At 42.0% G+C, this 23,102-nt stretch carries 19 protein-coding genes; 11 read left to right on the forward strand and 8 right to left on the reverse strand.

What is annotated here, in order from left to right; genetic code table 11:
- Positions 1–49 precede the first annotated feature (49 nt).
- The gene (locus tag ACQEXU_RS07960; RefSeq protein WP_427010362.1) at positions 50–1,246 is read left to right on the forward strand and encodes a DEAD/DEAH box helicase; all 1,197 of its coding nucleotides are present in this window, start codon (positions 50–52) and stop codon (positions 1,244–1,246) included.
- A 123-nt stretch (positions 1,247–1,369) separates the two neighbouring features.
- Here the strand turns inward: ACQEXU_RS07960 and ACQEXU_RS07965 are convergent, their stop codons facing one another.
- Positions 1,370–2,998, reverse strand: coding sequence for a methyl-accepting chemotaxis protein (locus ACQEXU_RS07965; protein ID WP_427010363.1), 1,629 nt, complete (start codon positions 2,996–2,998; stop codon positions 1,370–1,372).
- A 676-nt stretch (positions 2,999–3,674) separates the two neighbouring features.
- On the opposite strand from ACQEXU_RS07965, the gene ACQEXU_RS07970 reads away from it, so the two are divergent.
- Together ACQEXU_RS07970 and ACQEXU_RS07975 are read left to right on the forward strand one after the other, a co-directional pair.
- Positions 3,675–4,700 carry a porin gene (locus ACQEXU_RS07970; RefSeq protein ID WP_427010364.1) on the forward strand — a complete coding sequence of 342 codons (1,026 nt, stop codon included), beginning with the start codon at positions 3,675–3,677 and terminating at the stop codon, positions 4,698–4,700.
- 313 nt (positions 4,701–5,013) lie between these two features.
- A complete protein-coding gene (locus ACQEXU_RS07975) occupies positions 5,014–5,988 on the forward strand; it encodes a porin (protein WP_427010365.1) in 975 nt (324 codons plus the stop codon).
- Positions 5,989–6,057: 69 nt separating this feature from the next.
- Here the strand turns inward: ACQEXU_RS07975 and ACQEXU_RS07980 are convergent, their stop codons facing one another.
- Complete coding sequence (locus ACQEXU_RS07980) at positions 6,058–6,501, reverse strand: Lrp/AsnC family transcriptional regulator (protein WP_367989423.1); 444 nt, start codon at positions 6,499–6,501, stop codon at positions 6,058–6,060.
- Positions 6,502–6,626: 125 nt separating this feature from the next.
- Between ACQEXU_RS07980 and ACQEXU_RS07985 the strand changes: the two genes are divergently transcribed.
- The 3 genes from ACQEXU_RS07985 to ACQEXU_RS07995 all read left to right on the forward strand — a co-directional run bounded on the left by ACQEXU_RS07985 (position 6,627) and on the right by ACQEXU_RS07995 (position 8,906).
- Positions 6,627–7,211 (forward strand): LysE family translocator, encoded by a 585-nt coding sequence (locus ACQEXU_RS07985; RefSeq protein ID WP_427010366.1) that lies wholly within the window; start codon positions 6,627–6,629, stop codon positions 7,209–7,211.
- Positions 7,212–7,315: 104 nt separating this feature from the next.
- Complete coding sequence (locus tag ACQEXU_RS07990) at positions 7,316–8,086, forward strand: siderophore-interacting protein (RefSeq protein ID WP_427010367.1); 771 nt, start codon at positions 7,316–7,318, stop codon at positions 8,084–8,086.
- A gap of 103 nt (positions 8,087–8,189) precedes the next feature.
- Positions 8,190–8,906, forward strand: a complete 717-nt coding sequence (locus tag ACQEXU_RS07995) for a sugar isomerase domain-containing protein (protein WP_427010368.1) — start codon at positions 8,190–8,192, stop codon at positions 8,904–8,906.
- 16 nt (positions 8,907–8,922) lie between these two features.
- On the opposite strand, the gene ACQEXU_RS08000 is transcribed toward ACQEXU_RS07995, so the two are convergent.
- Positions 8,923–9,801, reverse strand: coding sequence for a LysR family transcriptional regulator (locus ACQEXU_RS08000; protein ID WP_427010600.1), 879 nt, complete (start codon positions 9,799–9,801; stop codon positions 8,923–8,925).
- A 243-nt stretch (positions 9,802–10,044) separates the two neighbouring features.
- On the opposite strand from ACQEXU_RS08000, the gene ACQEXU_RS08005 reads away from it, so the two are divergent.
- The gene (locus tag ACQEXU_RS08005; protein ID WP_128812457.1) at positions 10,045–11,193 is read left to right on the forward strand and encodes an S-(hydroxymethyl)glutathione dehydrogenase/class III alcohol dehydrogenase; all 1,149 of its coding nucleotides are present in this window, start codon (positions 10,045–10,047) and stop codon (positions 11,191–11,193) included.
- A gap of 61 nt (positions 11,194–11,254) precedes the next feature.
- Complete coding sequence (gene fghA, locus ACQEXU_RS08010; RefSeq protein WP_427010369.1) at positions 11,255–12,094, forward strand: S-formylglutathione hydrolase; 840 nt, start codon at positions 11,255–11,257, stop codon at positions 12,092–12,094.
- A 53-nt stretch (positions 12,095–12,147) separates the two neighbouring features.
- On the opposite strand, the gene ACQEXU_RS08015 is transcribed toward fghA, so the two are convergent.
- The 4 genes from ACQEXU_RS08015 to ACQEXU_RS08030 all read right to left on the reverse strand — a co-directional run bounded on the left by ACQEXU_RS08015 (position 12,148) and on the right by ACQEXU_RS08030 (position 17,255).
- The gene (locus ACQEXU_RS08015) at positions 12,148–13,110 is read right to left on the reverse strand and encodes a hypothetical protein (RefSeq protein ID WP_427010370.1); all 963 of its coding nucleotides are present in this window, start codon (positions 13,108–13,110) and stop codon (positions 12,148–12,150) included.
- 225 nt (positions 13,111–13,335) lie between these two features.
- Positions 13,336–14,244, reverse strand: a complete 909-nt coding sequence (locus tag ACQEXU_RS08020; RefSeq protein ID WP_427010371.1) for a hypothetical protein — start codon at positions 14,242–14,244, stop codon at positions 13,336–13,338.
- A gap of 478 nt (positions 14,245–14,722) precedes the next feature.
- Complete coding sequence (locus ACQEXU_RS08025) at positions 14,723–15,628, reverse strand: hypothetical protein (RefSeq protein ID WP_427010372.1); 906 nt, start codon at positions 15,626–15,628, stop codon at positions 14,723–14,725.
- A 727-nt stretch (positions 15,629–16,355) separates the two neighbouring features.
- Positions 16,356–17,255: a hypothetical protein gene (locus ACQEXU_RS08030; RefSeq protein WP_427010373.1), complete on the reverse strand. Its 900-nt coding sequence runs from the start codon at positions 17,253–17,255 to the stop codon at positions 16,356–16,358.
- A gap of 652 nt (positions 17,256–17,907) precedes the next feature.
- On the opposite strand from ACQEXU_RS08030, the gene ACQEXU_RS08035 reads away from it, so the two are divergent.
- On the forward strand, positions 17,908–19,599 hold the full coding sequence (locus ACQEXU_RS08035) for a pseudouridine synthase (protein ID WP_427010374.1): 1,692 nt from the start codon (positions 17,908–17,910) through the stop codon (positions 19,597–19,599).
- Positions 19,600–19,661: 62 nt separating this feature from the next.
- Here the strand turns inward: ACQEXU_RS08035 and ACQEXU_RS08040 are convergent, their stop codons facing one another.
- The gene (locus tag ACQEXU_RS08040) at positions 19,662–20,645 is read right to left on the reverse strand and encodes a DUF4382 domain-containing protein (RefSeq protein ID WP_427010375.1); all 984 of its coding nucleotides are present in this window, start codon (positions 20,643–20,645) and stop codon (positions 19,662–19,664) included.
- Positions 20,646–20,920: 275 nt separating this feature from the next.
- Between ACQEXU_RS08040 and yqfB the strand changes: the two genes are divergently transcribed.
- Together yqfB and ACQEXU_RS08050 are read left to right on the forward strand one after the other, a co-directional pair.
- Entirely contained in the window at positions 20,921–21,271 is a 351-nt protein-coding gene (gene yqfB / locus ACQEXU_RS08045; protein ID WP_427010376.1) for a N(4)-acetylcytidine aminohydrolase, read from the forward strand.
- A gap of 279 nt (positions 21,272–21,550) precedes the next feature.
- Positions 21,551–22,984 carry a catalase gene (locus ACQEXU_RS08050; RefSeq protein ID WP_427010377.1) on the forward strand — a complete coding sequence of 478 codons (1,434 nt, stop codon included), beginning with the start codon at positions 21,551–21,553 and terminating at the stop codon, positions 22,982–22,984.
- Positions 22,985–23,102 lie beyond the last annotated feature (118 nt).

Genomic DNA, 23,102 nt, shown 5'->3' on the forward strand with positions numbered 1-23,102 from the left:
TTCGCTGACAGGTTTGCCGTCAGCTTGTTTTACTTTGTAGAGAACGCCTATGCCATTTTCCAAATTAGGACTCAGTGCCCCACTGGTCGACGCGATTACTGAGCTCGGTTATCAAAAACCAACCAGCATTCAGCAAAAAGCGATCCCAATTGTGCTATCCGGCAAAAACCTTATTGCGGCGGCACAAACAGGCACAGGTAAAACCGCCAGTTTTGTTTTGCCTATTTTGGAAAAACTGCAACACAGTGAAACCAAGCGTAAGAAACGCGTTCGCGCGGTCATCGTGACGCCAACGCGAGAGCTGGCCATTCAAGTTGATGAAAACATTCAGCGCTATGCTAAAAACCTCAACCTGACGTCTATGGCGATGTACGGTGGCGTTGATGACAAACCTCAAAAAGCACGCTTAATCGAAGGTGTCGATATTCTGGTGTCAACGCCCGGCAGATTGATTGATATGTACGGTCAGCGCGCTGTCTACTTTGAGGAAGTGGAAACGCTGGTTTTGGATGAAGCCGATCGCATGCTCGACATGGGCTTTATCGAGGACATTAATAAGATCATTGCGCGCCTCCCTGTTGATGTGCAAAACCTTTTGTTCTCGGCAACCTTATCCAACCCGGTTCGCGAGCTGGCAAAATCGGCCATTGATGAAGCGGAAGAAATTTCTATCACGAAACACAGCGCTTCTAAGTCTAATATTGAACAATGGCTGGTGACAGTCGACAAAGACATGAAGTCCTCTGTGTTAAGCCATATGATCAAAGAGTTTCAGTGGGAGCAGGCGTTGATCTTCATTGAAACGAAACACGGCGCTGCAAAGCTGGTATCACAACTGGAAAAACGTGGTATTCAAGCCGAAGCTTTCCATAGTGGCCGAAGCCAAAAAATCCGAGAGCAAATATTAGAAGACTTCCGTCATGGCAAAATTCAGTATTTGGTCTCAACGGGTGTGGCCGCTCGTGGTATCGATATTGCTGACCTATCACGTGTTGTGAATTACGACTTGCCTTACCCAGCAGATGAGTATGTTCATCGTATTGGCCGAACTGGACGTGCCGATGCACAAGGTGAAGCCATTTCATTGGTTTCAAAAGACAACTTTAAAAACCTATGCATGATCGAAAGCCGTTTAGGCCATTTAATTGAGCGGCGTGAAATTGAAGGGTTCAAACCACGCAAAGAAGTTCCAATTTCAATCTTGAACTACGTGCCGAAGCACAAGCGCAATCAATCGAATGATTAAAAGAAGGGCAGCCTATGCTGCCCTTTTGTTTTATGGCGGTATACCGAACCAGTGACAACATTAATGGCATAAAAAAGCCGCACATAAATGTGCGACTGTAAATTTCTGCTTTAGGACAAACGCTTAAAGTGTGAAGAAAGAGAGCTGCGCTTTCTGCTTTTCTGCGAGCTTAGATAGCTCGGTACTCGCACTTGCACTCTGGCTAATTCCCACCACGTTCTGGTTCACCAGTTCCGACATATTCACCACATTACGATTAATGTCTTGGGTCACTTGAGATTGCTGCTCAGCTGCTGTTGCAACTTGTGCATTGGTGTCATTGATGTTGGTAACGGATTCTGTGATCCCGACAAGGGCATCATTTGCCTGTTGTGCCAAATCATTGTTCTTCGCCAGAATTTCTAAGCTGGTCTGCATACTGTCGTTAGCTAAGCCAGATTGCTTCTGTAGCTCTTCGATGATGGTTTGAATCTCACCGGTCGACTCTTGTGTGCGAGCCGCTAGCATTCTTACTTCATCCGCAACCACAGCGAAACCACGACCAGATTCCCCAGCACGCGCCGCTTCAATCGCCGCATTCAGTGCAAGCAAGTTAGTTTGCTCTGACACACTACGAATCACTTCAATCACATCATTGATCTGCTCTGATTGCTCTTGCAGGCGTTGTACAACTTGAGCCGCATCATTTAATGCAACATTCATTTGCTCACTGGCTTTCGAGCTTTCTTGGAAAACATTGAGGCCAGATTTCGCTAACTGATCTGCTTCACGCGCAGTGGAATCAGCCATGGATGCGTTGTCACTCACGTTGTCAGCTGTGCTAGACAGTTCGTTGACAGCAGAAGCAACTTGTTCAATTTCTGCTAGCTCTTGTTGAGCATTATTTTCCGTTTGAGTCATCACCGCAGCTAATTCTGTAGACGCGGAGGCTACTTCTTCACTGATGCGAATAAGCTCTTCAACGGTGTCATGCAACTGACTGGTGGTTTGGTTGATGTCTTTGCCCAGTTGAGCCACTTCATTTTCGCCACTCACATCAGCACGTGCAGACAAATCTCCGAGCGCAATTTTGCGCATTACACCTTGCAACGTTTGAATTGGCGTCACAATCATGCCAGATAGGAACCAAGCAACAATCAGTGAAACAGCCAATACAGAAAGTATCGTGATCATCGCAGAGTTTTGCACTTTATCATTATCACTCGCGCTTTCTGCCATCGCGTCTGTGGCAAAGGTATTCACTTTTAGTGATAGCTGATTAATTGCTTCAACCATGTGAGTTCCAGACTCACGGTAGCCAGAAATGAATTGATTGTACTCTTCATCCGACATTAAACCGGAATCATGGCGCTCAAAAAAATCAACAGCGCGCGTTGAGTAGTTAATGTAGTCTTCAATTTCTTTACGAACTTCCTCTATGTCATCCACAAAGATTTTACCTTGACGCATAAGATCAAGTTTTACCTCAATCTCAGCCATACCAGATTTAAGGTCTTGTAGAAATGTGTCTCGACGCGTTGAGTCGTAAATTGCATAAACCGCACTAATTCGTAGCGGATATACCTGATCGTCAATGTCCGCTAACGTATCTTTATAAAAAACCAAATCATCGGTTGTTTTAAAGATATCGTCTTGCTCTTCCTGAAGATTATTCTTGGTAACCCATAAAGACAAAAATAAGGCCAGAGTGATAAACACAACAGGCAATAATATTTGGGTACGAATAGACAAGTTTCTTAATGATAGCTGCATAAATTATAAGCCTTTACTATTTTGTAACCACTTCCATATGTGGGATGATTCCCATCTTTAATTTCAAGGACCCTAATATTAAATCCAAGTATTCTTCCTGAATGTTTCTATATTTATCATAGTGTTACAAAAAATGACACTGTCATTAAAATGGCGTACGCCAACATAATGACAAAATAATCAATGCTTATAAATGACAGATTAAGTATTACTTTCATTTATAAATTAGAAGTACATATATTAAAATTTATTGATGAATCCAAAATGATTTTGGTTAATAAATATACTATATATAAGTTTAAAGGCTGTATTTTATGGTCAAATAAAACCTCTTCATCAATAAAGTAAATCAAACCAATGCATTGATCACAAAAATGGTTATTAAATAACCATAGAAGGAAAATAAATATTGAGAGCATTAAACCATTCCTAACAATTATCACTTACTATACATTTCCATTTGTAACATAAATAACTCTCGGAATTTCTAATTTTAGACAACACTTAACTATTTGTTTTTAAATAATTTACCTTCAATTTTTGTTGTTTTATATCTTTTTGTGCCCCATTTTTTCGATTCACCATTTACAGTCTGAGCCTCTGTTAAGCAGCAAGAGAAGCCACATAGGTAACTCTTTGTTTCGTCATGCATTTGGCAAATTTTATGGACAAGAAAATGGACAAAAAACTACTCGCAGTTGCAGTCTCAGTAGCAACTTTTGGAACACACGCAGTAGCAGTAGAGCTATATAACAACGACGGCACCACCTTCGCAGTTGGTGGCCATGTTTCTGTGAATTTGAATGGTTCTGAAGAAGGGAGTACTGATGTAGGTTCAAACTCTCCACGCATTAATATCGAAGGGACTCAAGATCTTGGTAACGGCTTTACCGTTGACGCGAAAGGTGAATGGGCGATCAATTACCTCAATAATAGCGAAAATGCTTTCACAACACGTCTTGGTTATATCGGGTTAACTCATGAAGATCTTGGCCGCACAGTGGTTGGAACACAGTGGGCACCATACTACGATGTCGCAGGTGTTACCGATTTGCCGATTGCCTATGCGAACGATTTTCTATACCCAGATAATTTCGCCAAAGTTGGCCTATCTCGTGCGGATAAGATGGTGAGTTACCGAAATGACTTTAGCTTTGGTGAAGCAGGTGCCCTTAACTTCGGCCTAGCATGGCAAGGGGAAAACCAAGAAACAAATATTTTGGGTGCGACAACATTAAGGTACAAAGACCGAACCCAAGCTTCAGCCAGCTATTCAGTGGCAGGTGCTATGTTTGGTTATGGTTACAACTCAGGCAAAGTTGGACTCAACGCCAACACCCGCTCGCTTGATTTCCATGTATTTAGCGCAAAATTTGGTTCATACGGTAATGGATTATATGTGGCAGGTGTCTATCAGATGGCTGATAACAAATATGATGACCTAGAAAGTGATTCATACGAACTGTTAGCGGCATTTGGCTTCGCTAACAGCTTAAACTTAAGCATTAACTACGAAACGGTCGAAGAAAAAGACAAGATTTCCAAAGAAAAATCCACGGAACGTGAAGAGCTCGCCTTACAAGCTGAATACAACTTCACACCTAAATTTGTTGGTTATACCGGTTATCAGTTTGATTTGAATAGCAGCAATAACCGAGACACTGATGACAGATGGACCATCGGTGCACGCTATTACTTTTAGTGAACAACCTATTTCTTTTTACCGTCCCTTCTTCCTGATAGGGAATGCGGAAAGTCCTGTTTAATGATCATCGCCCGATAAAACAGAAACTGCCCGCCGGGCCTTTTGTGGCCTTGGATTTCTCATATCAGTCTATCAATGTGATAGCGCCTATATGTGATCATGTAGGCGTTTTTTTTATTCCATTCACACAATCAATACTATTGCGTTTGCATATTCACTTTTCCGTACTACGTTTTAATTGTTCGTGACGCTCATCGCACTTTTTAATGATAACGAACGTAATTAAAACTAATTATATGGAAATACAACCATGAAACTAAAACTACTAGCCGCAGCAGTGGCGGCAACAGCATGTGGAACGAGCAGCATCGCTGCTGAAATCTATAACAGTGATGGCTCAACATTGGCAATCGGCGGTTATGTCGATGTCGGTATCGGTAAATACTTTGAAACAGAAACCAAAGTTCACCAAGTATCACCCCGAGTGAATATTTCCGGAACTCAAGATGTAGGTAATGGCGTGACGGTCGATGCCAAAGGGGAATGGTCACTCAACTACCTTGAAGGGGGAGACACCTCTTTCGCAACCCGTCTAGGGTATATTGGCGCTACTCATGAATCAGCTGGCCGACTCGTCATTGGTACGCAATGGTCACCTTATTATGATGTGGGTGGCGTTGCTGATATGCCAATCGCATTTGCGAACGACTTCCTATATGGCACGGGTTACTACGAACTTGGCTCTGCCCGTGCAGAGCGAATGGTCAGTTACAGAAATAGCTTTGAAGTAGGCGAAAATGCTTCAATTGGTTTCGGTCTCGGTTGGCAAGGTGAGAATACCGCAACTTACGACACTCGTGGCCAAGCAGCGATTCATGCAAGCTTTATGGGCGTTGGCCTTGGGTACGCATACAGCGGTGGTGACGTCGGGGTCGTCGATGCTGAATCACATGTTTTCTCCCTATATTACGGCTCATACGGTAATGGTCTTTATGTCGCTGGTGTGATTGGTAGCAATGAATACTTTTATACTGGCTTAGAAGAAACGTTGCAGTATGAAGCGTTGCTGGCTTACGCCATGAATGGGGTAAATCTAAGCGTCAATTATGAAGCCGTTGAAGATGACAAGGCAAACCAAACACTTTATAGCCAAAGTGCTCTTCAAGCAGAATACAATTTCACACCAAACTTAACTGGCTTTGCCGCCTACCAATTTGATCTTGGTAACGATGTGAATGTCGCAGAAGAAGATTACTGGACATTCGGTGTGCGCTACTTCCTATAAAAATAGCTAACCTACTGCCTCAACACTGACTCGTGTTAACGCCATCCCACTTTGGGTTGGCGTTTTTTATTAACGGCGCGTGTCTTTAGGGCTCGCCATAACTACCGTCGTTACAATGGAGTTTACTTGAGGGCATTCTCCCAACACATCCGTATGAAATGCTTTATAAGCCACAAGATCTTTAGACTCGACGCGAAGTAAATACTCACTTGTTCCGGTGACGTTGTGACATTCAACCACTTCGTCTATATCACACACATACTCTTCAAATGCCATCTGTGCTGCCCGTCGATGATCACTCAACCCAACCAACACATAGGCGGCAAAACCGATACCTAATTTGCTGTTATCTAATACCGCTCGGTAGCCACTAATAACCCCCTGCTTCTCAAGTTCCTGAACCCGGCGCAAAGTTGCAGAGGGTGACAGACCAACTCGGTTAGACAGATCGACATTGGAGATCCTGCCGTCCATTTTTAGTTCACGCAATATTCTTTCGTCAAACTTATCCATAAGTTAAATTCATTGCTCAATAAGACGTTAATAAAGCAAATATAAACACATAATTTATCTGCTATCAAAGTAATCTATTCCTGACCGGTCAAAACAAATCATTCAACACACTATGGAGAGATGTTATGGAATGGCAGCAATTGAGTGCAGTTGTCGTATTCGCGTTTGTTTCGACCTTTACGCCGGGCCCCAATAATTTAATGCTCATGGCCTCAGGTGCAAATGCAGGATTCAGGCGCACTATCCCCCATATTATGGGGATCTCACTGGGTTTTTCTTTTATGTTACTCGTCGTCGGGCTGGGTTTGATCAGCGTATTTCATCAATACCCAATAACACACGTGGTCTTGAAGTATCTAAGCTTGACTTATCTGTGCTATTTGGCTTTTCGTATCGCCATGAGTGGCCAAAGCAAAGCGAAGCATGATTACCAACCACTCAGCTTCTTCGGAGCAGCAAGCTTTCAATGGGTCAACCCGAAAGGTTGGTCTATGGCTATGATGGCAATAACCGTGTATAGCATCAGCCACTCATGGCAAGAGCTGCTGCTTATCGCTGCGATATTCTGCATCGTCAACTTACCTTCAGCGAGTTTTTGGACGGTCGCGGGTATGCAATTACAGCGCTGGCTGACTACACCAAAACGAGTGCGTAGCTTTAACTATCTGATGGCAGCAGCATTACTTGTTTCAACTATGCCGATGCTTTAACCCCCCTATGTGTATAAAAACGTAAAGAACGTAAAATTTGCTACCTACAGAAGTGTTATCCTGCTAATTTAATGCGAAAGAGAATAATTATCAGGTAAGTATTCATGACGACACACAACCAGTTAACGGTTTTGGCCAATCACACTGTCACACCAAACATGCAGCGCATAACGCTTCAAGGTGAAGTACTCGCAACGTTTCCGGAGCATTGCTCCGGAGGCTATATCAAGCTTCAGTTCAACCAGCTCGGCGGAACGGATATATCGTGTTTGGCTGAAGGTGAACGTCCTGTCTTACGTACTTATACCATCCGTCACTTTGATCAAAGCAAACAACAAATTGAAGTCGATTTTGTTCGCCATATTACTCAAAACCAACAATGTGGCTTCGCTTCACGTTGGGCAATGCAAGCACAAGAGGGTGATACCATCACGATTCGAGGTCCGGGTTCCATTCAGGAAATGAGCGACAGTGCAGATTGGTACTTCATGATAGCAGACATGACCGCACTCCCTGCTCTTTCAGCCAAAATAGCGCGATTACCAAAAAATGCGCAAGGTTACGCTGTCATTCAAATTGAAAGTGCAGAAGACAAACAGCAACTTCAGGCTCCCGAAGGCATGACCATTTATTGGGTTACTTCTGACCTTGTCGATAGAGTACAGAGCCTTGAATGGAAAGCAGGACAAGCCGCTGTCTGGTGTGCGTGTGAATTTGATAGCATGCGTGCGTTGCGACAATATTTCCGCAATGAGAAAGCGGTGGAACGAGACATGATTTACATCAGTAGTTACTGGAAAAAAGGTGTTTCTGAAGATGGGCATAAAGTGATTAAACATCAAGATGCTGAAGAACAAGAGCGGCTTACTCAATAACTGAAGACTTGTGCAGGCTCTAGCAAATTATTGAGCCTGCTCTCTGATATCAAATAGCAGATTAATTATTATGGTTAAGAGTTGATATCCAGAGAGACACCCAATGTATGAATACAGCACCAAGCTCATCGATGCGTTAACTGATCTATTTGAGCATAATCAAACCGCGATTAATGAAACCAGCCAGCTTTTTGCTAACGCCATTACCTCAGATGCCATGATCCAAATACTCGGTACAGGCCATTCACATATGATTGGGCTAGAAGGGTTCATTCGTGCTGGTGGATTGGGCAATATCAACGCAATTCTTGACTCAACCGTGCTGACTAGCGACGGCGCATTACGCGGTTCTGCGATGGAAAAGTTAGAGGGACTCGCAGAAGTTCTTTGGCACGATCAAAATATTTCACCTAACGATCTCATCGTCGTGATCTCCAACTCTGGTCGGAATGCCCTACCGATTGAGTTTGCCCAATTGGCGAAAGAAAAAGGTCATACCGTTGTCGCTATCACCTCAGTGACTCAATCTTCACAGCACCCCAGCCGTCATTCCTCAGGCTTAAAGCTCATGGATATTGCCGATATTGTTTTGGATAACCGCGTACCAAACGGAGATGGTCTGTGCACAATAAATGACCGAGTAACTGGTGCTTTTTCAAGTATCTCTGGCATGGCATTGATTAACACCATCTGTACCGAGGCTCAAAAATTAGCACTTGCACAAGGTGTTGAACCATTGGTGTTCTCTAGTCAAAATGTGGACGGCTTTAATAACGACGATGTCTATGTCCACTTCAAGGGGCGCTTAAAAAGCATGTAATGACTGGGCGAGCAGCTTAAGTTGCTCCGCCTAAATGCTTTGCTAAGAAGTCGATGAGCAGTCGTACTTTCGGAGACAAATTACGGTTTTGAGGATAGAGTGCCCAAATACCTTCTCGTTCATCGCGGTAATCACTCAATACCTCAATCAGCTCTCCAGACTTCAATGCTTTTTGAACGTAGTAGTCAGGCAGCTGCACTAGCCCTAACCCTCGTTTGGCAGCATCAAGCAATGCAAAACCTGAATTGCATTTGATTCGTCCTGACACACGCAATGATTTCTCTTGGCTAAATTCTTTGAAGTGCCAATATTCAACCGACCCAACCAAACATTGATGATGCGCGAGTTCAGATAAGGTGTGTGGTTCACCGTGATGTTCTAAATATTGAGGGCTAGCGCATACATATAGCTGACGTGAAGCCAGACGTCTCGCGATCATACTTGAATCCTGTAGCCGACCTAAGCGGATTGCCACGTCAATCCCAGATTCAATTAAGTCTAATTTTTGGTTCGTAAGGTTCAACTCCAAATCAACTTGGGGGTGCATCTCTAAGAACTGGTGCAGTAATGGGGCCAAATGTGTTTCCCCATAGGTTACTGGTGCCGTGACTTTCACCAATCCCTTAGGAACCGACTGCATTTGAGTCACAGCCAGCTCAGCTAACTCCAACCCTTCCACTAACTGTTTACACTGTTGATAATAAAGCTGACCTGCTTCTGTTAATGACACCCTTCTAGTCGTTCGGTGGAGTAACTTAACTGCGAGCCGTTCTTCCAAAGAGGAAACACGGCGGCTCACTTGCGCTACCGACGTATTTAGTTTTTTTGCAGCGGAGGTAAAACTGTTCGTTTCCGCGACGGCAACAAACTCACTCACCCCTTCCCAATTAGCCATCTTCTGTACCCGATCATTGTTAATATGCATCCAGCATACCATCCATTATTACAAATACGTAATAATGATTTTCAAAATGCACGGATTATCATTCATAAAGAAATACATAGAATAGATTCCATCGAATTGATGAGGCGAAGTTGAACCATGTTCAACTACGCTTAGCACAGACAAAAAAGACGTTAACAACGAGCCGACTTTGCTCTTTGTTAATCGCAAGTAAAACACTAAAAGGAAACTCCAATGGCGCTTGAAATCAAACCAGGTCAAACTCACATTAAATCAAAAGCAATGGTTGCATGGGCTGCAGGCGAGCCGCTAAAAATGGAAGAAGTTGATGTACAACTTCCAAAAGCTGGTGAAGTGCTAGTACGTATCGTAGCAACTGGTGTTTGTCACACTGACGCATTCACACTATCAGGTGACGATCCAGAAGGTATCTTCCCTTCAATCCTTGGTCACGAAGGTGGCGGTATCGTTGAAATGGTTGGCGAAGGCGTAACAAGCGTTGAAGTTGGCGACCACGTTATCCCACTTTACACCGCTGAATGTGGTGAGTGTAAGTTCTGTAAATCTGGCAAAACTAACCTATGTCAGGCAGTTCGCGAAACGCAAGGTAAAGGTCTGATGCCAGATGGTACAAGCCGTTTCTCTATCAACGGTGAGACTATTTTCCACTACATGGGTTGTTCTACTTTCTCTGAGTACACGGTTCTTCCAGAAATCTCACTAGCGAAAGTAAACAAAGAAGCACCACTTGAAGAAGTTTGTCTTCTAGGTTGTGGCGTAACTACCGGTATGGGTGCGGTACTAAACACAGCTAAAGTTGAAAAAGGCGACACAGTTGCTGTATTTGGTCTAGGCGGTATCGGTCTTTCTGCAATCATCGGTGCTCGTATGGCTGGAGCAAGCCGCATCATCGGTGTCGACATCAACGAAAGTAAATTCGACCTAGCGAAACAACTTGGCGCTACAGACGTCATCAACCCAATGAAGTTCGACAAGCCAATCCAAGACGTTATCGTTGAGATGACAGACGGTGGTGTTGATTACTCATTCGAATGTATCGGTAACGTAAACGTGATGCGTCAAGCACTTGAGTGTTGTCACAAAGGTTGGGGTGAGTCAGTAATCATTGGTGTTGCTGGTGCAGGTCAAGAGATCTCAACTCGTCCATTCCAACTGGTAACTGGTCGCGTATGGCGCGGTTCTGCTTTCGGTGGCGTTAAAGGTCGCTCTGAGCTTCCAGAAATCGTAAACCGTTACATGGCTGGCGAGTTCGGTCTACAAGAATTCATCACGCACACGATGGGTCTACAAGACGTGAACGAAGCGTTCGAACTGATGCACAAAGGTGAATCTATCCGTACCGTTCTTCACATGGATAAATAATCTTACCTATATGACATCTGCCCTGCCATTTGGCGGGGCAGAATCAATCAGAGGCTTGACAATGACTCTCGAAAATATCAGTAAAAACAAAGTCTATGGTGGTTGGCATAAGCAATACACGCACCAATCACGTACGACAAATTGTACAATGCGTTTTGCTGTTTACCTTCCACCAAGTGCAAGTAAAACGAATCCAGTTCCCGTCTTATACTGGCTTTCAGGGTTAACCTGTACCGATGAGAACTTTATGCAAAAAGCAGGCGCTTTTCGCGCTGCAGCTGAGCTTGGTATCGCGATCGTCGCACCGGACACAAGCCCAAGAGGCGAAGACGTTGCGAATGATGAAGGCTATGATTTAGGCCAAGGCGCTGGTTTTTACCTAAATGCAACGCAAGAACCATGGTCACGGCACTACCATATGTATGACTACATAGCTGTGGAGTTACCAAAGTTAATTGAAGCAAATTTCCCTGTGTCTTCGATTAAGTCGATTTCTGGCCATAGTATGGGTGGACACGGCGCACTGACTATCGGTTTGAAGCACTCGGATCAATATCGCTCAATTTCTGCATTCAGCCCAATCAGCAACCCAATGCAATGCCCTTGGGGACAAAAAGCTTTTAATGCTTACCTTGGAAATGATTTTGAAAGCTGGAAACAATATGATGCCAGTGAACTACTTAAAAAAGCGAAAGCCGACTTACCGATTTTAGTTGATCAAGGTGATGCGGATGATTTCTTGGTCGAGCAATTGAAACCTGAAGCACTACTGGCAGCGGCTGAAGTTCATGATTCGAACATCCAACTACGAATGCAACCCGGGTATGATCACAGCTATTATTTTATCTCTAGCTTTATTGAAGACCACCTGCGCTTTCATGGACAGTATTTGGCGAGTTAGTTGTTTGGAGATAAAGGAAGGCCACCGCATGCGGTGGCTTTCGATTCTTAAACTTAGCTTGGGAGGTGATCCAGTACTTCTGTATCAGACAAAATACAGCTGTCACCAAACCAATAAGCATCAAACTGACTAGAGTCTAACCCTAGGCTTTCCAAGTACGCTGCTTGCCCATCATTTATCTCCTGTGCATAAGGAACGTCCATATTCAACTCAACAACAGTGACGCCTGTACAAACTAATCCATACTCCGACTCGAATTCCCCCCAATCAGACAGATCTTTTAGCATAAACACCGAGTCCTGTGACTCGTCAAAATCAGTGATCACTTCAAACCCTGAAATACCACCATCAGTCCAGAAGTTACCTCCTGTCGGTGGGACATAGACATCAAGCCCCTCTCCACCATCAGCATGTCGATAGTCTTCAGGGTGAACTTCTTGTGGTCCACTACCACTTGCATCCATCTCATTAATAAAAATATCGTTGCCGGCACCGAGATCAATATTGAATATTGTTCTTTCTGTACCATAAAGACTACCATCCGGTGATGTATCATTAAGTGTAACAATATCGTTTCCATCACCCGTCTTTATATTAAAACCATGCTGATTACTTGGCCAAATGTTGTCATATTGATTCAAGTGTGGATTTACACCTATTGTAATGACATCATTCGAGCTGCCACCAGAGGTATCAATACTGCCACGTTTGGCATCAGTGACTGTAATATAGGTATCTTCATCTGTGGTGTTGGTAATATCAAAATCGACAAAATTATTTACCGTTATATCAGTTACTGAGCTTTCAATTTTCACTTCTTTAGTATGCCAATTGTTCCAAATATCAGCACTAATCTCGATATGCTCACGGCCATCCTCAGAGGTCCATTGATGTGCTGAAACACCAACTGGATGATAATAATCATCGCTATTGACAACAAAACCATTGTCTTCATTCAAATTAGCTGATGAACCATGACCACTTGTATTAGTTGTACCAAATATGATGCTACTCATAGAAAACTCCTTCGTTTATTCTGCGATAATAATTTTCATACTTATATTCAACCAAATCCATATGTAAAAATAACTTGGTACTGAATCTGGTACTAATATAGAGACTCACTCTTTTGCTTTAATATGTTTTAAGAAATATTCTAGATCTCCTGATATAAATAATTGGCCCTACCTTAGAGATAAAAAAAAACCACCGCTTGCGCAGTGGTTTTTTATTAAAAAATCTTATACATTAAATTCAGCATCATCAGTCAAGACTATATATTCTTGACCATCTGCTGCGAAAATACTCACAGAGCTAAAGCCACTTGAATCAAAACCTTCTTGATCAAGATAAGCAGCCTGTTCATCCGTTAATGAATGTGATTGGTAGGCATTAATATCAGCACCAAATTCAACATCAACGTTAGAGATTACTAATCCTAGTGCCACATCATTGTTATTGGCTAGTACGGAGTTGTCTACATTCAATACCGAGCCTTCACCTAAACCAGCACCTACGATCACTTCCATCCCTGTAAATTGAAGAATCGAGTCACCATTTGTCACCAAAGTATCAAGGCCTTGGCCACCATCAACAACACGAACTTGATCAGAATTTACAGCAAGGTCTAATAATGAAACATCCAACTCATCGTTTCCCTCACCTAACTGAACTTGGAAATCCGTCCATTGTGAATTTTCTACATTCACAAAACTCACCGTATCATTACCTTCACCAGTATTGATATCAAAAAGGTTATCCCATACGTTGTTATTTGCCTTCACACCAATCGTTATCGCGTCAGAAGAGGCGCCACCTGATGTATCAATTTGTCCCCGTTTGGCTTGCAACAATTCAATATGAGTATCTACATCAGTACTATTAATAATGTTTGCATCGACAAAGTTTTCAATCGTGATATTTGAAGCACTTGTGTCTACCAAGCTGACTTCTTTTACATCCTTTCCGTTCCACTCTTCAGCAGCAATAAATATATTTTGAAGATAAGTACCATCATCACTAATGATCCCAAGCACACCTTGCTCTTCAAAATAACCACTTTCATTAACTACAAACCCGTTGTCTTCATTCAGGTTTGCAGAAGATCCTGTGCCATCAGTATTTGATGTACCAAAAATAATACTACCCATATCATCGTGTTCCTTGTGAAAGTACAGGCGACCATTAACGTCCTTATTATCGTTCACCTTTTAACGAGTCTCTTATTTCCATATAGAGCTTTGAAATCAAAAAGATAATAGGAAGAAATAGGTTAAAACTCGACATTCACAAGGTAGATTAATTCTTTTTTGGTACCACAATGAAAACTAAAACTTTTGCTTATTATAAGGCAGCCCATTCATTCACGGCGTGAAGGGATAATAAAGATTTTTATATCAATAAATAAGGCTAAAAAATTGATTCTCAGTCCAACATAAAATAAAGGTCGGCCTTTTGTGTATTGCGCATCAAGAAATGTATCTAGTAATTGTAGTGACGTGACGTAAATATATAACCTTATAGAAAATAAAAACTATCATTAAAACGATGGAATGAAACGATGCCTTGCTTTAAAAACCAATAAAAAAGCCACCGCAATGGCGGTGGCCCTAGTAAGATTTCAGCGAATTAAGCTAGGAAATCTGCATCGTCAGTAAGAATTGTGTATTCGTTACCGTCAGCACCGAAAACGCTTACTTCAACGAAATCTGCAGCATCAAAACCTTCTTGATCTAGGAAAGCTGCTTGCTCTGCTGATACTTCATGAGCTTGGTAAACAAGTTTTGAATCCATTTCAACATCGATGTTTGAAATGATTAGACCTAGACCCATGTCATCGTTGTTTGATAGTAGGTCAGTATCTACTTCTAGAGTTGAACCTGCACCATCACCTGCGCCTACAATCACTTCCATACCAGTGAACTCAAGCGTAGAGTCACCGTTTGTTACTAGTGTATCTAGACCTTCGCCACCATCAACAAAACGAGTTTGGTTACCACGTTGAGCAACGTCTAGCTCAGAAATATCGAACTCATCGTTACCTTCACCTAGGTCAACGTTGAATTCTGTCCACTTTGAGTTTTCAACGTTTGCCATCGTTACAGTGTCGTTACCTTCACCAGTTTTGATATCAAACATGTTTTCCCAAACGTCGTTGTTTGCTTTAACGCCGATCTGGATAGAGTCTGAAGAAGAACCACCAGTAGTGTCAATTTGACCACGTTTAGCTTGCATTAGAGAGATTTGAGTATCAACATCGCTATTGTTGATGATGTTTGCATCCACAAAGTTATTGATTGTGATGTCAGTAGCAGTAGTACCAACTAGGCTTACTTCTTTAGAATCAGCACCGTTCCACTCATCAGAACTAATTACGATGGTTTCAAAATTCTCACCAGTCTCCCAAGTACCCACTACAACACCGTGGTCATTGTATAAGTTACCGTCAACTACGTAACCGTTACCTTCGTTTAGGTTTGCAGAAGATCCTGTACCGTCAGTGTTTGTAGTACCAAAGATGATGTTGCCGTTCATTATTGTATATTCCCATTGAAGACTAGGCACTTACTTACATCCGTATTTAAAGTGACCAGTTTTATATATTCAGCTCTTTTCCAGCGAGCTCAGAAAACAGGTGCATATTAGGAATAAATATTTCTCTCGTCGAGCTAGAAGAAATCAATTAATTCTTTTTTGGTACTCATTAATTTATAAGGCATTAGGGTAATATTTAAAATGTGATTTTTTTAAAATTTGATACAAGTTTACATAATCTATATGCATAAGTTATTTTTTGGGCTTGCAACTTAGAAATGATAATTATCATTCGTAATACATAATGATGAGAACCCAGCAATCAAGATGAAAAAAAGATTAGAAAACTTAATCAACTGAAATAATTATCAACTTGACTATAAAGTCAAAAAAATACAAAAATTATTCAATAATATTTTATACCGATCGATTTTTAATTGTAAGAAATAACCTACATCAATAATTAACCTTAAGTAATATATAGTTATAAATCAAACATATAAACAAGAATCATTCTCACTTCTGTTGATAATAACTTTAATGAAATATCGTTTAAAGCCACCACACAAAGAACTAGAACTATACTACTAAGTATATATAAAGAGATGAGTACTTTAGGAAACAAAAAAGCGCAATTGCTGAGCAACTGCGCTTTTTGGCTTACACGAGTCTATTAATCTCACCTGCATTATCGACACTTCGATGATGAGGGGTAAGACCTAACGAATTAAGCTAGGAAATCAGCATCGTCAGTTAGAATTGTGTACTCTTCACCGTCAGCACCAAAAATGCTTACTTCTACAAAGCCAGAAGCGTCAAAACCTTCCTGATCTAGGTAAGATGCTTGTTCTGCAGACAATTCGTGAGCTTGGTAAGCAACAATGTCTGAACCCATTTCTACATCGATGTTAGAGATGATTAGACCTAGTCCCATATCATCGTTGTTAGCTAGTAGGTCTGTATCTACTTCTAGAGCAGAGCCTGCGCCATTGCCTTCACCAACAACAATTTCAATGCCTTCAAAAGTTAGGTTTGAATCACCATTCGTTACTAGTGTGTCTAAACCTTCACCACCATCTACGTGACGCATTTGGCTTTGGTTAGCTGAAAGGCTAAGTAGAGACACGTCAATTTCATCGTTACCTTCACCAGTATTGATGTTGAACTCAGCCCATAGAGAGTTCTCAACGTTTGCCATTGTTACAGTGTCGTTACCTTCACCTGTGCTAACTTCAAACATGTTTGACCAAAGATCATTGTTTGCTGTAACACCAATCTGGATTGAGTCAGAAGAAGTACCGCCAGTCGTGTCGATTTGGCCACGCTTAGCATTCATTAGAGAGATCTGTGTATCTACATCACTTGTATTTGTAATATCTGCATCTACAAAATTGTTGATTGTGATATTAGTTGCAGTTGTGTCCAGTTTAACTTCTTTAGAAGTAGAGCCATTCCATTCATTAGAATTGATCACGATGTTTTCGAAGTTATCACCAATTTCCATGTGACCAACTTGTACACCATTTTCATCGTAAATGTTGCCATCTACAACAAAACCATTATCTGTATTTAGGTTAGAAGAAGAACCAGTACCATCAGTGTTTGTTGTACCAAAAATAATGCTCATTTTGTATTCCTATTCTGAAGTAGTGAATAATTTCACGATGACTTTAGTAAATTACTTATTGGAGTCTTGACCCCAAGTGCTAATCATCTTAGCTAGTGATTATATTTCTCGTCGACCATACGACATTCAAATAAGTATTTTTTGGTACTGATTAAATTATTAATTCTTTCGCTAAATTCACCATGTCAATATAAACAAATAGAAAAATACCAAACAAGGAAACATATTCACACCACCCATCAGACAATACTTACAACGGTAAAAATCACATATTCACACAAGAAACCTAAACTTAAACTCTAGCCAAACTTTCATGATAAAAACTTTAGTTTAATAGCGGAGCAAACTTAAGATCTCTTAAGACAAAAATAGCAGCCAAATATCATTTGGATAATTAATTAAATTCATTGAACATTATGATTTAATATAACAATAAATCAGGCATCACACCTAAAACCAAATAGAAACAAGTTTCATATATGTATAATCAATGCATTATGTAAGAATAGTCCTCTTATATCTTTACCTATAGGATGACAGACACATAAGCGACTAACCTGACAAACAATCTTCTTCCCTGTAATAGTGGTATTGATTTCTTAAACGAGTAAAATCGCGCTCAATTCTGTCGTTTGAATAAGTGAATCGCCCCATGCATCAACCTGAGCAACTGTTTACCCGTTTTACAACTCCCATCAGTGGATATGCACTACCTGAGCGATTTACCTTCCCTTTTTACTATCAGCCACATCCTTTATGTGAACTTGCGGCACATCAATTACAACAGCACTTATTAGAACAGAGGGAATGGCAGCATAACTTTGGGGTCGAAACTCAAGAACCCACCTCTACCAAAGCGGTTGGCAAAATGTTTGGTGTACTGATCGTTAAAAACCAGCAGGGAGAGATCGGCTTTCTCAGCGCCTTTTCAGGGAAGATAGCTGACCAGAACCTGCTGCCCAGCTTTGTCCCACCGGTTTTTGACATGCTGACAAATGACGGGTTCTTTAAAAATGACTTAGCCGCTATCACAACCATTAACGAAAAAGTCACTCAGCTCACTACGAAATCAAATCTAGCAGAACTTCAATCGACACTAGAGAGATTAAATAAGCAGTACCAAGAAGCAGAGCAACAACAGCGAGCAAACATGATTCAGGCTCGCGCTGCTCGTAAACAAAAGAGGCATGAAGCTTCACGAGATTTAAACGAGGAGCAATTTAGCCTTGTATTAGATGGACTCGCTAAAGAAAGTGTTGCTGAGAAAAATGTACTGAAATACTTAAAGCAAGAGTGGGAAGAGCGCATCGGTGTTGTCCAAAATGAGGTCGATCATTTAAATCATCAAATTGATGATTTAAAAGAGCAACGAAAAAACCTCTCTAACGCTTTGCAACACAAGCTATTTACGCAGTATCGCTTTTTAAACGCTGATGGTGAGTATCAAGATCTCAATCAAATTTTTGCTGCGACTAGTAACCCTATTCCACCAGCAGGCGCAGGAGAGTGCGCTGCACCAAAATTGCTGCATTATGCCTACATGCATCAAATGCAACCTATCGCTATGGCTGAGTTTTGGTGGGGAACCTCACCGAAATCAGAAGTACGCCAGCACAAAAAGTTTTACCCATCTTGCCACAGCAAGTGTCAGCCGATACTGGGTCATATGTTAAAAGGCCTTCTTGTTGATCCAAATCCTTTAGAGGAAAACTGGGCAGAAGATAAAGAGTTAGAAATTCTCTACCAAGATGACGCCATCGTCGTCGTCAACAAACCTTCTGGGCTACTTTCTGTGCCGGGGAAAACCATTAAAGACTCAGCATATACCCGCCTACAAACCCAATTTCCTGATGTTGAAGGACCTTACGTCATCCATCGATTAGATATGGCGACATCTGGCATTTTAGTATTTGCACTAACGAAACGAGCTAACAAAAGTTTGCAAAAGCAGTTCATCACTCGTGGTGTCGAAAAGCGCTATGTCGCACTCATCGAAGGAGAATTGCAACCTGAACAAGGCGCGATATCACTTCCTTTACGAGGAGACCCTGACGACAGGCCACGCCAACTAGTTTGTTTCGAACACGGCAAACCCGCCCTGACCACATGGCAAGTGATTGAAGTAAAAGATGGACGAACCAAGCTTTATCTTCACCCGAAAACTGGCCGGACACACCAACTTAGAGTCCACTGCGCCCATCATCTTGGTTTAAGCAAACCGATGGTTGGCGACGGCTTGTATGGAGAAAAAGCAAACCGATTACACCTTCATGCCGAATTACTGCAGTTTGATCATCCATACACGAAACAAAGAATGACCTTTCAGGCTGACTCTGATTTCTAGCACACAAAAAAGAGCCACAGAAACTGCACTCTCTGTGGCTCTTTGCTTAGGGGAGATCAAAATCAAAAATTGAAGTCAGCAACCGCTGCAATGCCATTCTCCAGTGTTACCTCAACCAGCTTAACTCCTGGGGAAGCAAGCGTTGGTGCCGCTGGAATAACCACCTCAGGGTTATATTCAATTGAGTCGTCCGATTCACCATCACACACAAACGCTGCGGTATAAGCACCAGCCGATAAAAAGCCAAATTCATAACTGCCATTTTCTGCAACTTCAACACTGGTAACAGGAACAATGCTATTTTCTGGAATAACAGGTTCCCCAGTAAAGGTTTCATCTTCAGGGTCAACGAGATCAATCAGTAAATCGGCGTCTAACCCATTTCCGGAATAAAGATAAACCATGTTGCCATCTTGAGTTGCACAGTCACCCTCATCAAATAGATTCGGGTCTACGGTACCAGAGAGCGAGACAGCAGAGTCATTATTGACGATAGTCACCCCATGAGGCTTGAGAATGTAGCCATTGTTATTTCCCAAATTGCCTCTCATCACTAAAGACATACGCAAATCAAATTCTATGGTAAAGCTCTGCACCGCATCTTGCGTAACTTCAAAGCCACCAAGCCTTAACTTATTGCTTGGCTGTTTAAGAGCAACTTGCCCTGTGTTGTCAATCACGTAATTGACACCCGATTCATCACTGATATGCAAAATGAGATTTTCGTAAGTACCAGCGGGAATACTCTCTTCTGTTACCAATAACTTGGCATCCGTTCCCTGAAAATCGAACAGGTTGACTTGAACGTAATCATTTACCCCATCATCGACATCAATCAATACCGAGGTTTCCTCATCGACAACCAATTCAATTTGTTCAAATGCAATAACAACTTCATCCGCTGAATCAACAGGGGCATCAGACACAGAGAATGAAACTCGGGAAGTGCTACCTATTGTTCCACTACCTCCATCACCACCACCACACGCACTCAGAAATATGATTACAACCATTGCTGCCACAAGATTCAAGACATCACTACGCATAACCGCATACCTACATACTACTGCTTAATGTCACTAAGTATGGTTAAGCTCCGCGCTCTCTGCTGTAAACTACACAGCTAAGTACCAACAAAACACAACAAAGTACCAACCAACATAAGAAACGTTACGTTGACGTGTAAACTCACGAATCTTTAAATCATATTAATAGATAGTGAGACCTCTCTCTCTTTTTATAAATCAAGTGATTAGATATACATTTAGTTGATATACAACATGTTCTACAATGCTTTTTTGACCAAACAAACTCAAATACGATGAATAGCAAAGGCGATGCCCCTAGAAAAATAACTTTCTTCGAATTTCTTACCCCTCTCATTCTCTCAGGGCAAAAAACCATTACCATTAGAGATGAGTCAGAAAGCCACTATGTACCGGGGACAGACGTAGAAGTATATACACTAGAAACTGACAGAAAGGTGTGTGATATCCACATCGAATCCATCGAACCAATTCAATTTGATGAGATTGGTCAGTACCATGCAGAACAAGAGTTCATCGAGTTGCCTAAATTGAAGCAAATCATCCGTGATATCTATCCAAATACAGATACGTTATATGTGATTACTTATCGCCTTTTATCCGAATCGCAAACAGCAATTCAATAAATCTTGATTGATGAAGATCATCTGCCGTGGCTTCTCGCAGATGATCACTCCTTCCCAAACAGAAATGAGACGTCTCATATCCTCAACAACTGCACATCGTATCCATCATAGTTTCCACTCATCGCTCAAACCTATCAAATTGATAAGAAAGACCCATTATCAATAGGGTTAATCTCGCTCTATGATTTATCACATTCAGAAGAGGAAATTACCGCTCAATCCGTATTTTTTAATGAGCTTCTTTTGATAAACAATTAAAAACCTGGAAAGGAAATTATCATGAGCAAAAAACTTACTACTGCTGCTGGCTGCCCTGTCGCCCATAACCAAAACGTCATGACGGCTGGTCCACGAGGCCCACAACTATTGCAAGATGTTTGGTTCCTCGAAAAACTAGCCCACTTTGATCGTGAAGTGATCCCAGAGCGCCGTATGCACGCCAAAGGATCGGGTGCTTACGGTACGTTTACCGTGACTCAAGATATTACCAAGTATACTCGTGCGAAAATCTTCTCGGAAATCGGTAAAAAAACCGAGATGTTTGCTCGCTTCACCACTGTTGCCGGTGAGCGTGGCGCCGCTGATGCAGAGCGTGACATTCGTGGTTTTGCCCTTAAATTTTATACCGAAGAGGGTAACTGGGATTTAGTGGGTAACAACACGCCAGTATTCTTTTTACGCGATCCGCTAAAATTCCCTGATCTCAACCATGCAGTTAAACGTGACCCACGCACAAACATGCGTAGTGGTGTCAATAACTGGGATTTTTGGACTTCACTGCCAGAAGCATTCCACCAAGTAACTATTGTCATGAGTGACCGCGGCATTCCAGCGTCTTACCGTCATATGCACGGATTTGGTAGCCACACATTCAGTTTTATCAATGCAGATAACGAACGCTACTGGGTGAAGTTCCACTTCAAAACTCAACAAGGCATTAAAAACCTGACAGATGAAGAAGCGGAAGCACTGATCGGTAAAGATCGCGAAAGCCACCAGCGTGACTTATATGAAGCGATCGAAAAAAATGACTTCCCTAAATGGAAAATGTACGTTCAAATCATGCCAGAGCTGGAAGCGGATGAAGTGAACTTTAATCCATTCGACTTAACCAAAGTCTGGTCTCAAAAAGACTACCCATTGATTGAAGTCGGTGAATTCGAGCTAAACCGTAACCCAGAAAACTTCCACGCAGAAGTTGAACAATCGGCATTTAACCCTGCCGCTGTCGTTCCTGGTATCAGTTTCTCGCCAGATAAAATGTTACAAGGTCGCCTATTTGCTTACGGAGACGCACAGCGTTACCGCTTGGGTGTTAACCACCACCAGATCCCAGTCAATGCACCGCGTTGCCCTGTTCATAGCTATCACCGTGACGGCGCAATGCGTGTCGATGGCAACTTTGGTTCAACCATCGGTTATGAACCAAACTTCAAACAAGAGTGGGCAGAGCAACCTGATTATTCAGAGCCACCATTAAAAATCTCCGGCGCAGCGGATCATTATGATCATCGTGTTGATGAAGACTACTTCAGCCAAGCGGGTGACCTATTCCGCTTAATGGACAAGCAAGAGCAAAAACGCTTACTCGAAAATACCGCTCGTTCGTTAGATGGTGTTCCAGAGTTTATTCAACAGCGTCATATCGACCATGCTTACCAAGCAGATGAGAACTACGGTAAGGGACTTGAAAAAGCGTTGGGTCGCAAGTAATACCTATCGCTGATAGCCCTTTGCAATAGACAAACGCAAAGAAAAGGGCGTGACAGATGCCACGCCCTTTATTGAATAATAATGTAAGTCAACAACGACCAATCGAGGGAAATACCAT

Origin of the sequence: Vibrio sp. TRT 21S02 (genome assembly GCF_050113675.1) — a bacterium.
Lineage (GTDB): Bacteria > Pseudomonadota > Gammaproteobacteria > Enterobacterales > Vibrionaceae > Vibrio.

What these genes read in the sequence shown, in the direction of transcription:
- ACQEXU_RS08025 (WP_427010372.1), bottom strand. Translation starts at nt 15,628, where the DNA reads ATGAACGGCAACATCATCTTTGGTACTACAAACACTGACGGTACAGGA.
- ACQEXU_RS08000 (WP_427010600.1), bottom strand. Translation starts at nt 9,801, where the DNA reads ATGGCTAATTGGGAAGGGGTGAGTGAGTTTGTTGCCGTCGCGGAAACG.
- ACQEXU_RS08005 (WP_128812457.1), top strand. Translation starts at nt 10,045, where the DNA reads ATGGCGCTTGAAATCAAACCAGGTCAAACTCACATTAAATCAAAAGCA.
- ACQEXU_RS07970 (WP_427010364.1), top strand. Translation starts at nt 3,675, where the DNA reads ATGGACAAAAAACTACTCGCAGTTGCAGTCTCAGTAGCAACTTTTGGA.
- ACQEXU_RS07990 (WP_427010367.1), top strand. Translation starts at nt 7,316, where the DNA reads ATGACGACACACAACCAGTTAACGGTTTTGGCCAATCACACTGTCACA.
- yqfB (WP_427010376.1), top strand. Translation starts at nt 20,921, where the DNA reads ATGAATAGCAAAGGCGATGCCCCTAGAAAAATAACTTTCTTCGAATTT.
- ACQEXU_RS08040 (WP_427010375.1), bottom strand. Translation starts at nt 20,645, where the DNA reads ATGCGTAGTGATGTCTTGAATCTTGTGGCAGCAATGGTTGTAATCATA.
- ACQEXU_RS07985 (WP_427010366.1), top strand. Translation starts at nt 6,627, where the DNA reads ATGGAATGGCAGCAATTGAGTGCAGTTGTCGTATTCGCGTTTGTTTCG.
- ACQEXU_RS07980 (WP_367989423.1), bottom strand. Translation starts at nt 6,501, where the DNA reads ATGGATAAGTTTGACGAAAGAATATTGCGTGAACTAAAAATGGACGGC.
- ACQEXU_RS08020 (WP_427010371.1), bottom strand. Translation starts at nt 14,244, where the DNA reads ATGGGTAGTATTATTTTTGGTACATCAAATACTGATGGCACAGGATCT.
- ACQEXU_RS07960 (WP_427010362.1), top strand. Translation starts at nt 50, where the DNA reads ATGCCATTTTCCAAATTAGGACTCAGTGCCCCACTGGTCGACGCGATT.
- ACQEXU_RS07975 (WP_427010365.1), top strand. Translation starts at nt 5,014, where the DNA reads ATGAAACTAAAACTACTAGCCGCAGCAGTGGCGGCAACAGCATGTGGA.
- ACQEXU_RS08030 (WP_427010373.1), bottom strand. Translation starts at nt 17,255, where the DNA reads ATGAGCATTATTTTTGGTACAACAAACACTGATGGTACTGGTTCTTCT.
- fghA (WP_427010369.1), top strand. Translation starts at nt 11,255, where the DNA reads ATGACTCTCGAAAATATCAGTAAAAACAAAGTCTATGGTGGTTGGCAT.
- ACQEXU_RS08035 (WP_427010374.1), top strand. Translation starts at nt 17,908, where the DNA reads ATGCATCAACCTGAGCAACTGTTTACCCGTTTTACAACTCCCATCAGT.
- ACQEXU_RS07965 (WP_427010363.1), bottom strand. Translation starts at nt 2,998, where the DNA reads ATGCAGCTATCATTAAGAAACTTGTCTATTCGTACCCAAATATTATTG.
- ACQEXU_RS08015 (WP_427010370.1), bottom strand. Translation starts at nt 13,110, where the DNA reads ATGAGTAGCATCATATTTGGTACAACTAATACAAGTGGTCATGGTTCA.
- ACQEXU_RS08050 (WP_427010377.1), top strand. Translation starts at nt 21,551, where the DNA reads ATGAGCAAAAAACTTACTACTGCTGCTGGCTGCCCTGTCGCCCATAAC.
- ACQEXU_RS07995 (WP_427010368.1), top strand. Translation starts at nt 8,190, where the DNA reads ATGTATGAATACAGCACCAAGCTCATCGATGCGTTAACTGATCTATTT.